The organism is Brachybacterium vulturis, assembly GCF_002407185.1.
In the GTDB taxonomy this organism is placed as follows: Bacteria; Actinomycetota; Actinomycetes; order Actinomycetales; family Dermabacteraceae; genus Brachybacterium; species Brachybacterium vulturis.
Map to the genome: position 1 here is coordinate 3233275 of NZ_CP023563.1, position 12733 is coordinate 3246007.

The 12733-nt window shown below is 70.9% G+C and carries 10 protein-coding genes; 2 read left to right on the top strand and 8 right to left on the bottom strand.

The window, feature by feature from the left end; translation table 11 throughout:
• Positions 1-244: 244 nt before the first annotated feature.
• The 5 genes from ftsY to CFK38_RS14535 form a co-directional block, all read right to left on the bottom strand.
• Positions 245-1792 (bottom strand): signal recognition particle-docking protein FtsY, encoded by a 1548-nt coding sequence (ftsY, locus tag CFK38_RS14520; RefSeq protein ID WP_096803714.1) that lies wholly within the window; start codon positions 1790-1792, stop codon positions 245-247.
• Between the two features lie 107 nt (positions 1793-1899).
• Positions 1900-2061 (bottom strand): hypothetical protein, encoded by a 162-nt coding sequence (locus tag CFK38_RS17205; protein WP_157773499.1) that lies wholly within the window; start codon positions 2059-2061, stop codon positions 1900-1902.
• A gap of 79 nt (positions 2062-2140) precedes the next feature.
• Complete coding sequence (gene ndk, locus CFK38_RS14525; RefSeq protein WP_096803715.1) at positions 2141-2566, bottom strand: nucleoside-diphosphate kinase; 426 nt, start codon at positions 2564-2566, stop codon at positions 2141-2143.
• Positions 2567-2612: 46 nt separating this feature from the next.
• Positions 2613-3029 carry a DUF4233 domain-containing protein gene (locus CFK38_RS14530; protein ID WP_096803716.1) on the bottom strand — a complete coding sequence of 139 codons (417 nt, stop codon included), beginning with the start codon at positions 3027-3029 and terminating at the stop codon, positions 2613-2615.
• 2 nt (positions 3030-3031) lie between these two features.
• Positions 3032-4381, bottom strand: a complete 1350-nt coding sequence (locus CFK38_RS14535; RefSeq protein ID WP_157773591.1) for a bifunctional folylpolyglutamate synthase/dihydrofolate synthase — start codon at positions 4379-4381, stop codon at positions 3032-3034.
• 182 nt (positions 4382-4563) lie between these two features.
• Between CFK38_RS14535 and CFK38_RS14540 the strand changes: the two genes are divergently transcribed.
• Positions 4564-5388, top strand: coding sequence for a hypothetical protein (locus CFK38_RS14540; protein ID WP_157773500.1), 825 nt, complete (start codon positions 4564-4566; stop codon positions 5386-5388).
• Positions 5388-6959 carry a WXG100 family type VII secretion target gene (locus CFK38_RS14545; RefSeq protein WP_096803719.1) on the top strand — a complete coding sequence of 524 codons (1572 nt, stop codon included), beginning with the start codon at positions 5388-5390 and terminating at the stop codon, positions 6957-6959. Before CFK38_RS14540 ends, CFK38_RS14545 begins: the two co-directional genes overlap by 1 nt.
• Before the next feature lie 30 nt (positions 6960-6989).
• Here CFK38_RS14545 and CFK38_RS14550 read toward each other — a convergent pair whose 3' ends face one another.
• From CFK38_RS14550 to ileS, 3 genes are all read right to left on the bottom strand, one after another.
• Entirely contained in the window at positions 6990-7433 is a 444-nt protein-coding gene (locus CFK38_RS14550; protein ID WP_157773501.1) for a hypothetical protein, read from the bottom strand.
• A gap of 93 nt (positions 7434-7526) precedes the next feature.
• A complete protein-coding gene (locus CFK38_RS14555; protein WP_096803720.1) occupies positions 7527-8981 on the bottom strand; it encodes an S-layer homology domain-containing protein in 1455 nt (484 codons plus the stop codon).
• Positions 8982-9146: 165 nt separating this feature from the next.
• Entirely contained in the window at positions 9147-12449 is a 3303-nt protein-coding gene (gene ileS / locus CFK38_RS14560) for an isoleucine--tRNA ligase (RefSeq protein ID WP_096803721.1), read from the bottom strand.
• Positions 12450-12733: the final 284 nt, after the last annotated feature.

A 12733-nucleotide genomic window follows, 5' to 3' on the forward strand; every position in this document is an offset into this window, starting at 1 on the left:
TCCCGTGCGCTGGACACCCCCGGGAACGACGGACCCCCGTCGCGGGGCGACGGGGGTCCGGTGCCGTGGGGCGGGAGCTGCTGTCTTCCCTCTGCTCGATCCGGTCAGCCCCTGCCGCGAGCTCGCAGCACGTCGCTCACCCTCTGCTCGATCCGGTCAGCTCCTGCCGCTCGCGAGCTCGCAGCACGTCGCTCACCCTCTGCTCGATCCGGTCAGCTCCTGCCGCAGGCTCGCAGCACGTCGCTCACCCTTCGAGCAGGGCGTCGATGAAGCCGTGGGGGTCGAAGGGGGTGAGGTCGTCCATCCCTTCGCCGAGGCCCACCATCTTCACCGGGACGCCCAGCTCTCGCTGGACGTTGACGACGATGCCGCCCTTGGCGGTGCCGTCGAGCTTGGTGAGCACGATGCCGGTGATGTTCACGGCCTCGGAGAAGACCCGGGCCTGCTGCATGCCGTTCTGGCCGGTGGTGGCGTCGATGACCAGGAGCACCTCGGCGACCTGGTCGCCGTGCAGACCCTTCTCGGCGACCCGGCGCACCTTGCCGAGCTCGTCCATCAGACCCTTCTTGTTCTGCAGCCGGCCGGCGGTGTCGATGATGACCACATCGACCTCCTGCGCGATGCCCTCCTTGACCGCGTCGAAGGCGACCGCGGCCGGATCGGCACCGTCACGGTCCGAGCGCACGGTGTCCACGCCGACGCGGGATCCCCAGGTCTGGAGCTGGTCCGCGGCGGCGGCGCGGAAGGTGTCGGCCGCGCCGAGCACCACGGAGCGGCCCGCGGCGACCAGGACGCGAGCGAGCTTGCCGACGGTGGTGGTCTTGCCGGTGCCGTTGACGCCCACCATGAGCAGCACCGAGGGCACCTCGGTGCCGTCGGGAGCCTCCCGGCGGGTGGCCGCCAGGCGGCGGTCCAGGTCCGGGTTCACCAGGGAGATGAGCTCCTCCCGCAGGGCCTCGCGCACTGCGTCCGCATCGTCGGTGCCCAGCACCTGGATGCGGCGGCGGAGGTTCTCGAGCATCTCGTCGGTGGCGTCGGGACCGAGGTCGGCCAGCAGCAGCGTCTCCTCGATCTCGTCCCAGGTGTCCTCGTCCACGGTGCTGCCGCGGGTGAGCAGGGTGAGGATGCCACGACCGAGGGCGCCGGAGCGGGAGAGCCGCTCACGCAGGCGCACCATGCGGTCACCCGGAGCCTCGGGGGTCTCGATGACCGCGCCGGCGGTCGCGACCGACGGCGCGTCCTCGGACGGCTCGCTCGGAGCAGCCTGCTCCGTCGGTGCGGAGGGCCCGTCGCCGGTCGTCCGCGCGGGCTCTGCCGGCTGCTCGGCGGTGTGCTCGACAGGAGCCGATCCGCCCGAGGGCTGCTCCTGGACCGTCCCGGTCTCCGGAGCGGTCTCCTGATCGAAGGGCACATCGGTGCCGGTGGCCGCGGGCGCGGTGGTGTTCTCGTCGGTGGCGGGCCCGTCGGTGGTGGGCTCGTCGGCGGCGGGAGCCGCACCGGCGGCAGGTGCCGGCGCGCTCGCCTCTGCCTCTGCCTCTGCCACCGATTTCTTCGGGGCCGGTGCGGAGAGCGTGTCGTCCCAGGTCGGAGCGGCGGGACGCTCCTTGACCGCGGTCGCGGCGCGGGGCGTCTCCGCTCCGGCTGAGTCGGTGGAGGCGTCATCGCGACCGGTGCTGCCGCCGGCGGGGGGCTTGCGCCCTCGGCTGCGGAAGTAGGCCCAGGCGCCGGCGCCGAGCACGAGCACACCACCACCGCTGCCGGCGATCAGTGCGAGTAGAGCATCGGGATCCACGGGTCACCTCCGAGGTCGGGGAAGCCGACGATGCGGCGAGGTCGGCTGTCAGTCTAGGCGGGTTCGTTCAGCGCTCCGCATCGGTCACCATCGGTGACGGGGATCTCTCAGCGCCCGGTGCGCGAGGTGTGCCGGCGATCGGCCGGCTCGCTCTCGTCCTCATCCTCGTGCGGGGCCCTCAGCTGAGGGAGCGCGACCGCGAGCAGGATCCCGACCGAGAGCAGCACGGCGAAGGCCAGGAAGGCGATGACGACGAGGGACAGATTCATGTCTCACATTCTGCACGCCGGGGAATGCCGATGGTGAGGCGCGCCGTGCGGTGCGCCTCACCATCACAGCAGGTGCTGGTCAGCCGAGCTCGGGGAACCAGATCGCGATCTCGCGGGCGGCGGACTCCTCGGAATCCGAACCGTGGACGAGGTTCTGGATCACCGGCAGGTCGTCCTCGCAGGCGAGGTCGCCGCGGATGGTGCCGGGGGCGGCCTCGGTGGGGTTGGTGGCGCCCGCGAGCGAGCGGAAGCCGGGGATCACGTTCACGCCCTCGGCGACGACGGCGACCAGGGGCGCGGAGCCCATGTACTCCACCAGGCCGGGGTAGAAGGGCTTGCCCTCGTGCTCGGCGTAGTGCGCGGCGAGCTCCGCGGCGGTCGCGGTGCGCTGGGTGAGGGCGAGGATTCCGTAGCCCTTGGCCTCGATGCGGCGGAGGATCTCCCCGCGCAGGCCGCGCTGGACGGCATCGGGCTTGAGCAGGACGAGTGTGCGCTGTGCGGTCATGGCACCAGGGTACCCACGGATCCGGGGGTGCTCGGCGCGGCCCCTCTCAGTCCGTCGGGCCCTGCTCCTCGCGGGCCCGGGCGTCGTGCACCGCGGCATCCACGGTGTCCTTCTCCGCGTCCAGCTGGTGGCCCTTGAACGCACCATAGGCATAGAGGGCGGCGAATCCGAGCCCCACCACCCACATCGGGGTGAGCTGGAGGCCGAGCAGGATCACGGGCAGCTGCAGGACGAGCCCGAGCCAGTAGGGCCAGGCTCCGCGCCGCAGCATCCCGGAGCACAGCACCAGGGCGAGCACGGTGAGCACCCCCCAGGACCAGGTCAGGACGCGGTCCCCCGGGACCAGCTGGTGGGCGGCCAGCACGGCGAAGAACACCACGAAGGCCTCGATGACCAGGATCGTGGCCGAGAACATCCGCTGCGCGCCGTGGGGGCGCGGGGAGGGCGTGAGGTCCAGGTCCATGCTCACTCCTCCTCGGGGACGCCGAGCAGGTCGCGGACCTCGCCGGCGAGCGTGACCGAGCCCGCGACCACCACGCCGCCGAACTGATCGCCGCCCTCCTCCGCGAGGTCCACGGCGGCCTGGATCGCATCGGGCAGGTTCGCCTGCTCGATCACCCGGTCCTCGTCGTCGAAGATGTCCCGCGCGAGGTCCGCCAGACGGTCGGTGGGGATGGCGCGGGGCGAGCTGGACTGGGTGATGACCACGCTGTCCAGGAGCGGCTCCAGGACATCGAGGATCTCGGCGGCGTCCTTCTCCTGCAGGATGCCGACGAGGCCCACGGTGCGGGTGAAGCGGAAGTTCTCCCGGACCGTCTCGACCAGCGTCAGCGCCCCGGCAGGATTGTGGGCGGCGTCCAGCAGGATGGTCGGGGCCTGGCGCACCACCTCGGCGCGCCCCGGGGAGGTCACGCTCGACAGCGCGGCATGCAGCATCTCCCCGTCCAGGACGATGCCGCCGTCGCCGAGCAGCGCCTCGGCCGCGGCGACCGCCAGCAGCGCGTTGCGTGCCTGGTGCTCGCCGAGCAGGGAGAGGAAGACCTGTTCGTAGCGTCCCGCGATGCCCTGCAGGGTGAGCATCTGCCCGCCCACCCCGGGCGTGTGCGAGAGCACCCCGATCTGCTGGTCCTCGATCGCCGCCTCGGTGCCGAGCTCGGCGATCCGCTCACGCAGCACGTCGGCCGCGTCCTCGTAGGGCTGGGAGGCGATGACCGCAGTGGCCTTCGCGGTGAGGATGCCGGCCTTCTCCCCCGCGATCTCGGCGATGGTGTCGCCGAGGTAGTCCTGGTGGTCCAGGGAGATCGGTGTGATCACGGTGACGTCGGGGTCGACGGCACCGGTGGCGTCCCAGGTGCCGCCGAGCCCGGTCTCGATCACGGCCACGTCCACCGGGGCGGAGGCGAAGGCCTGGAAGGCCATCGCGGTGAGGTACTCGAAATAGGTCAGGCGCACGCCGCCGGCGGCCTCCTGCTCGGCGTCGACGATCGCCGCGAACGGCTCGACGTCGCGGTAGGCCTGGAGGAAACCCTCCTCGTCGATGGAGGAGCCGTCGATCGCGATCCGCTCCACGGGCGATCGCAGGTGCGGGCTCGTGGTGCGGCCGGTGCGCAGCCCGGATTCGCGCAGGATCCGCTCCAGGATCCGGGCGGTGGTGGTCTTGCCGTTGGTGCCGGCGAGGCGGATCGACCGGTAGGAGTTCTGCGGATCCCCCATCAGTTCCATCACGCGCGTGATGCGGGAGAGGTCCGGTTCGATCCGGTTCTCCGGGGCGCGCTCGAGCAGCGCCGCGTAGACCTCTCGCAGCTCGGTCGACATGGCCGGGCGGGACGGACCCGGGCGGGGAGAACTCGGCACTGCGGCTCCTGGGGATGACGGACGGGTGGGGCGCGGATCAGTGTACGAGGGGAGGCTGTGACTGTTCCTCCACACCCGGCCCCGATCCACATGGGTAGAAGTACCCATCGCCGTGCTGCGGCACGGCCCATAGCCTCGAGCACATGAGCAGCGGCCGACGGGGCCGTTGGGAGACGGGGGCGGCGATGACCGAGCTGATCGCGACCGTGGAGCATGCGGCACGGTGGCTGGACCGCGCACCGGCATCGGCCCCGCGCTGGAACCCGGTGTACCGGGCGCTGATCGGCGAGTCCGGACCGGCAACGACCAGCGTCCCCGAGGCGGCGGACCTCGACGAGACAGAGGTCGAGCTCGTGCTGCGGCAGCTGACCAGTCCTGCCCTGCTGGTCGTGGCGGTGACCGACGGCGAGCGGACCCGTCGCCTCCGGATCGCTCTGGATCCCGTCGGGGCAACGGTCGAGCGGGCCGACGGCGACCAGCCCTCGCACTGGACGGAGATCGAGGTCCAGGAGGTCCCGGCGACGATCGCCGCGCTGCTCGAGGACACCGGCATCGACCTCGCTCCGGCTCGTCTGCACCTCGCACGCGGTGAGGACGCGCTGCGCCTGACGCCTGAGCAGCACCGCATCGCGCACGCCGCGCTCACCCGCGGCCTCCCCGCCGAGGAGGCCTTCGCGAGCGTCCCCGACCTCGACGCCTCCCTGCGGGATGCGCTGACGGCGACCGGACCGCGGCTCTCCCTCGCCCTGACCCTCCACGATCCGCAGCGACGGGTGCTGGAGGAGCCGCTGACCTGGACCCGTCTCTGGGTGAGAGGGCACAGGGGCCTGTACCGGCTGGATCAGCCCGCGACGCCCGCCCTGGAGGTCCACCCGGTCTCGGACGGCGACGTGCTCGGCAGCCTCCTGCCGATCCTCGAGCACGGGCTCCGCTTCGCCGCCGCCTGCGCCTCCTCGGGCGGTGCGTGATGACCGCGTTCTGGGGGATGGACACTGCACAGCTGCGCGAGCATGCCGAGCGCCTGCGCACGGCCTCCGGCGAGGTCGGAGACCTCACCGCCCGGCTCGAGACCGCGGTGCGAGCGGCATCGTGGCAGGGAGCTGACGCCGAGGAGTTCCGGAGCCGGTGGACGTCCTTGGCCACAGGCCGGCTGGAGAGCGTGTGCGCAGAGCTGCTCGCCCTCGGCGAGGCGGCGTCCGGGGAGGCGGACGAGCAGGATGTCGTCTCGGACGGCGACGGGACCGGAGGGGCTCCGGGCGCGATCCCGCCCGCGGGCTCCACGGGCTCTTCCGAGGGATATCTCCAGGAGGACAGCCCCTGGGTCCCGAACTGGCTGGAGAACCCGGTCGAAGGAGCTGTCTCGGACCTGGCCGGGATCGTCTCCGACGGGATCGGCTGGGGGTTCGACACCGGGATCGACCTGCTCGAGGACGGTCTCGGCCGGTTCGGGGTGCGCACGGACGGGATCGCACAGTTCCAGCAGGATGCGGGCCACTTCGGTGGGATCCTCGAGGACTGGGCCACCGGCGAGAGGGTCCCGACCATCGCCGAGGTCGGCGCCGCCGGACTGCTGACCGCAGGATCGGCCGGTGTCGGGATCTACGAGGCCGTCTCCGGGGAGGACACGGCACTGCTCGATGACCGTCCCGGCGGCATCGTCGAGTCGGTCACCACGGACTCCTTCCCCGCGCAGAGCCCGCAGACCCTCCAGGACCTGATCGTGCAGAACGACGCACTGCGCATGGACAACCCCACCGGCGGGCCGTTGGAGAACGGGCAGATCGGCATCCAGGAGGTCCATCGTGACGGCGGCGGGGAACCGGCGTACATCGTGCAGGTGCCGCCCACCGAGGGCGCTGCCGTCACCGACGCCCCCGGTGCCTACGGCGGGCAGGGGAACTCCCGCGACTGGGGCTCGAACCTGCGCCTGGTCTCCGGACAGCATCCCGCCGCGATGGACGACGTCCGGGCCGCCATGGAGGCCGCCGGCGTGCCGCCAGGGGCGGACGTGATGATCGTCGGCCACTCCCAGGGCGGCATCGTGGCGAACCGGCTGTCCGCGGACCCGAGCTTCAACAGCGCCTCGGGCGCAGCCGGCACGTACAACGTGACGAACACCTTCTCGGTGGGCTCACCGGTGCAGACGGTCGTCCCTGCGCAGGGATCGACCCAGTCGGTGAATGTCAGCCACGAGGCCGGGCTCGGCCCCGGAGGGGTCAGCGGCGACCTGATCGCCGGGCTCGACCTCGGCGGCGCGCAGGTCGACGGCGGGACCCTGGGGGCGCCGAACCGGCACGAGGTCTCCCTGCCGGGCTACCCCGTCCCCTCGCTCCATCCGGTCAGGATCCTCGAGTCGAACCATGACTCGATGGGCCTGGGCGGCCAGTCCGACGGTGGGTACTCGGGCAGCGTCGGTCGGGCCACGTCCACCGATCCGACGCTGTCGGCGCTGCAGGAGGAGCTGACGGGCACGTATCTCGGCGAGGGCACCTATATCGCGGAGTCCCACGTGGTCACGGTGGGTCGCGGCGAGCCGTGATCCCGCCCGTGCGCGGCCACGGCGAGCGGGTCAGCTCAGTCCGTACTTCTCGTAGAAGGATCCGGCCGTCACCCGATCCAGGCGCGGGTTAGGGATGGACATGTCGGGGTCGAGGTCCATCGGGGTCAGCACCTCCCCGCCGTCGAGCACCCCGGCGACCCCGCCCACCCTGAGGCTTCGTGCCTCCTGGTCGTCGAGCTCCGCATGGACGACGGTGACGATGGCGCGCATCGCCTCGTCGAACACGGCGAGCCCGGTGGTGCGGTCCGCCGTCTCGAGGGAGACGGTGCCGTGCAGGAGCCGTTCGAAGTTCGCTCCGTCACTCCTCTCCAGAGCGACGTCGGAGACTCCCTCGACACCGGCCGCGGCCTCCTCCGTCGCGGCCACCAGCCGCTTGCGTCCGACCCCGCATCCGCTGAGGACAGCGGTCGCCACGGCTGCGGCCCCTCCCAGCAGTCCGCGTCTGCTCACCATGCTCATCCCCTCGTCCGACGGCTCATGACCGAGCATCCCATGCCGCAGCACCGACCGCTGCTCCCGCCCCGGGCCCGGTGGACCCCGGCGGGATCAGTCGACCGTCATCCGATAGATGAAGGCGGCCATCGCATCACGGTTGATCGGCTGCAGCGGACGGTAGGTGCCGTCCGGCCACCCGGTGGTGATCCCCTCGTCCTCGGCCCAGGAGATCTCCTTGTAGAACAAGGAGCTGCGCGGGACGTCCCTGAACGGGGAGGTGCGGGGAGGGGTGAAGGAGGGTTCCTCGGCGGAGCGGTACAGGAACGCCGCCATCGCGTCACGGTTCACGGGCTCCAGGGGGCGGAAGGTGCCGTCGGGCCACCCGGTGGTGATCCCCTCGTGCTCCGCCCAGGTGATCTCCTTGTAGAAGATCGAACTCCCGGCGGTGACGTCGGAGAACGGAGACCTCGTGGGCGGCGTGAACGCGGGAGAGCCCGCCGAGCGGTAGAGGAAGGCGACCATGGCGTCTCGGGCGATGGGCCGCAGCGGGCGGTACGTGCCGTCCGCCCATCCTTGGGACAGCCCGGTGTGCTCCATCCACGCGATCTCGGTGAAGAAGATCGAGCTGCCGTAGGGCACGTCGACGAAGGGCGCGGCCGGGTCCTTCCCCCACGGGGCGGAGATCGGCCAGCGGCTCTCGGGGGTGCCCGTCGGCGATCCGAACCACAGCGAGAAGTTCCGGAAGAAGTTCCGGTTGCCGTAGGTCGCGCAGACGTCGTCGGGGACCCCCGCCGCACCCGCATCCAGCGCGGCCTGGGTGGGGGTGAACGGCGTGTAGTTGTACAGCGCGGCCGTGGACCGGTTGAAGATCCTGACCTCGCCGTAGCCGCAGAACGGGTAGGGGCTGTACTGGATGTCGTAGGTCCTGCCGGCCTGGTAGCGGAAGCCGCGGGCGGGGTCGCCGTACTCCTGCAGCCGGGAGGTGCCGTGGTAGATCTGATGGACGAATCCCCGATAGGCGGGATCACAGTCCGCGAAGTCGACGCAGCGGAACCCGAGCGCCTCACGGAGCTGTTTCGGCGTGGCGTTCCGGGCGCTGATCAGCCCCTGTTCCTTCTGCAGCATCACGAGGATCACCTGCGGGTTCACGTCGCAGGCGCGGGCGACATCGGTGATGATCCGCCCCGCCGTGGCGTTCCGGACCGCGGGGATCGCCGCGCAGTACTTCGTGGCCGGGCGCTTCGGGGTGTCCATGGTGAGGTTCTTCAGGCAGGGTGCGCCATCGGTGCCGTCCGTGCAGCGCGATCCCTTGTCGTCGAGGAATGCGTCGACCTCGGCGCGGGTCATCGTCTGCGCGTCGAACATCATCGAGTCCGTGATCAGGAATCCCGGGGAGAAGCCGCCGAGCCCGTCCGGCGGGGTCTCGGCGCGGGCCCCCGGCGCACCGGTGAGCACGGTGCCGACCAGCAGCAGGACGGCGAGGAGGAGCAGTGCCGGTCGCCGCGAGCGCGCGAGAGCGGGCATCGTCGACGGGAGTGCGCGACGGGACGGCGCGGTGGGAACCATGGTGATCTCCGAGGTCAGGGGATCCCCGGGTCGGATCCACCCCCCAGCATATGCCTGCTCCCGCCGCTCGGGAACCTTCGGTGGCCGGACGATACCTACTTGCAATGCACCGCCCGGCGGATCCTCGTCCGGAGCACGAGGATCCGCCGGGTGCGATCGTCGGGATCAGCCTCGAGCGCGGGCCACGGACACCTGCACCGTGCCTCCGGAGACCTTCTCGCTCGCCGTGTGCGCTCCCTCGGCCGGAGCGGCCGGGACGGCGATCTCGACGGCGAGCACCTCGCCGGCGACCAGCTCGCGGTGCGCTGCGACAGCGGCGACGACCTGCTCGTCGCCGTCCACGGTCAGTGCGATCCGGTCGGAGACGTCCAGGCCTGCTCCGCGGCGGGCCGCCTGGATCGCACGCACCACATCGCGGGCGGTGCCCTCGTCCTCGAGCTCCGGGGTGACGCGGGTGTCCAGCGCCACGAAGTCACCGCCGCGCAGGACGCCCACGACATGGCCCTCCATGGCGGAGGAATCCCCGGCGACCAGGTCCAGCGAGTACTCGCCCTCCTCGAGGGCGATCCCGCCGGAGGTGATCGTTCCGGCGCCGTCCACGGACCAGTCGCCCGTCTTCGAGCCCTTGATGACCGTCTGCACCTGCTTGCCCAGGCGCGGGCCGGCGGCGCGCGCGTTCACGCTGAGGCGCTGCTCGACGCCCATGCCCTGCGCCTCCTGGCTGGTGACATCCAGCAGGCGCACTGCCTTGACGTTCAGCTCGTCGGAGAGGAGCGCCGAGAACGCCTCGAGGGAGCTCGGGTCGTGGTGGACGACGGAGAGCTCCGCGAGCGGCAGCCGCGCGCGCAGCTGCTCCTTCTTGCGCAGCGAGTTGCCGACGCTCGCGATGGCGCGGACATCGTCCATCCGCGCCACCAGCTCCGGATCGTGCGGGAAGAGGTCCGCCTCCGGCCAGTCGGTCAGGTGCACGGAGCGCCCGCCGGTGAGCTGCTTCCAGATCTCCTCGGCGACCATGGGCAGCAGCGGGGCCACCACCTGGCACAGCGTCTCCAGGCAGGTCGAGAGCACGTCGATCGCCTGCGCATCACCCTCCCAGAAGCGGTCCCGGGAGCGGCGCACGTACCAGTTGGTGAGCATGTCCAGGTAGTCCTGGATCAGTTCGGCGGCGTCGGCGATCGCGAGCGCGGTCATCGACTCCTTCACCTCGCGCACCAGGTCCCCGGTGCGGGCCAGCAGGTAGCGGTCCATGACGTCGGTGGACTCGTAGCGGGACCGTCCGCGGTATCCGGTCGGCGTCCCGTCGGCGTCCTTCTCCCCGGCGGCGTTGGCGTACAGCCCCAGGAAGTACCAGACGTTCCACAGCGGCAGCACCACGTGGCGCGTCGCGTCGCGGATCTTCGGCTCGTCGACCACGAGGTTGCCGCCGCGCAGGATCGGCGAGCTCATCAGGAACCAGCGCATCGCGTCGGAGCCGTACTTGTCGAACATCTCGCGCACATCGGGGTAGTTGCGCAGCGACTTGGACATCTTCTGCCCGTCCTCGCCGAGCACGATGCCGTGGCAGATCACCGAGGTGAAGGCCGGCCGGTCGAACAGGGCGGTGGAGAGCACGTGCATGACGTAGAACCAGCCGCGGGTCTGCCCGATGTACTCGACGATGAAGTCCGCCGGGTTGTGGGACTCGAACCACTCGGTGTTCTCGAAGGGGTAGTGCACCTGTGCGTACGGCATCGAGCCGGAGTCGAACCAGACGTCGAAGACCTCCTCGACGCGGCGCATGGTGGAGGTCCCGGTGGGGTCCTCCGGGTTCGGGCGGGTCAGCTCATCGATGTAGGGGCGATGGAGGTTGACCTCGCCGTGCTCATCGCGCGGCAGCGTGCCGAAGGCCTCCTCGAGCTCGGCGAGGGAGCCGTACACCTCGGTCCGGGGATGGTTCGGGTCATCGCTCTTCCACACCGGGATCGGCGAGCCCCAGTAGCGGTTGCGGGAGATCGCCCAGTCCCGGGCGCCCTCGAGCCAGCGGCCGAACTGTCCGTCCTTGACGTTGCCGGGCACCCAGTCGATCTGCTCGTTCAGCTCGAGCATCCGCTCGCGCTGGTCGGCGACCTTCACGTACCAGGAGGAGACCGCCTTGTAGATCAGGGGGTTCCGGCAGCGCCAGCAGTGCGGATAGGAGTGCACGTAGCTGGCCTCGCGCAGCAGGCGCCCGGAGCGCTGGAGGTTGCGGATCAGCGGACGGTTCGCCTCGAACACCTGCACCCCGGCGATCTCGTCGAGATCGGTGCCGGCGAAGTAGTCCAGGAACTGCGCGCCCTCGTCGACCGAGACGATCACCGGGATGCCGTAGGCGGCGTTGACCTGCTGGTCGATCTCGCCGTAGGCGGTGGCCTGGTGGACCACGCCGGTGCCGTCATCGGTGGAGACGTAATCGGCGACGGTGACGATCCAGGCGTTCTCGGTGCCCCACTTCTCCCGGTCCTCGGAGTAGACCGTCCACAGCGGCCGGTAGGCCACGTGCTCGAGCTCGCGCCCGGCGAAGGTGCGCTCCTCGCGGGCGGCGAGCGCGTCCTCGGCGCTCTCGAAGCCGAGCTCGGTGGCGTAGCTGCCCAGCAGTGCGGTCGCCATCAGAAAGCGGCCCGCGCCCGCGGCGGTGCCGTCGGCGGCGCCGAGCGGTCCGGCGGGGACCACCGCGTACTCGAGCTCGGGGCCGACGGCGAGGGAGAAGTTCGTGGGCAGGGTCCAGGGGGTGGTGGTCCAGGCCAGTGCGCTGACGCCCGCGAGCCCCAGCTCGGCGGCCTTCTCGCCGGTGAAGGGGAAGGTGACGGTGACGGTCTGGTCCTGGCGCTCCTGGTAGACGTCGTCGTCCATGCGCAGCTCGTGCGCGCTCAGCGGCGTCTGGTCCTTCCAGCAGTAGGGCAGCACGTAGTAGCCCTCGTACGCGCGATCCTTGTCGTACAGGGTCTTGAACGCCCACAGCACCGACTCCATGAAGGTGACGTCGATGGTCTTGTAGTCGTTCTCGAAGTCGACCCAGCGGGCCTGGCGGGTGACGTAGTCCTCCCACTCCTTCGTGTACTTCAGCACCGAGGCCCGGGCGGCGTTGTTGAACTCCTGCAGTCCCATCGCCTCGATCTCGGACTTCTCGGTCATGCCCAGTTCCCGCATCGCCTCGAGCTCGGCGGGCAGGCCGTGGGTGTCCCAGCCGAAGCGGCGGTCCACCTTGTCCCCGCACATGGTGCGGAAGCGCGGGATGACGTCCTTGACGAAGCCGGTGAGCAGGTGGCCGTAGTGCGGCAGGCCGTTGGCGAAGGGCGGTCCGTCGTAGAAGACGAACTCCTCGGCACCCTCGCGCTGCGCGATCGAGGCGCGGAAGGTGTCGTCGGTGCGCCAGAACTCCTGGACGGCGTTCTCGAGCGCGGGCAGGTTCGGTGAGGGGACGAGCGAGTCTCCGGTGACCGGGTAGACCATCAGGACGGACCTCCGAGGCAGGACAGGGGGCGGCGAAAGGACGGCATGCGCTCCGAGGACGCTTCCCGACCCGGGGGTCGGTGGCGCGGTACCACCTCGGTTGATGCCTCGCGCCGACGGATGCGACGCAGGGGCCTCCCCTTGTTCCTCAGCGGTGACGGGCTGGTCCCGGCGGGTTCTACTGGGCCCGCGCCCGGAAGCGGACGGTGGGCGGTTCTTCCCGCGGCTCTCCGGTGATGGCCGGGTCGATGCCGATGGTGGGGAGTGTACGTGGAGGCTCGCGG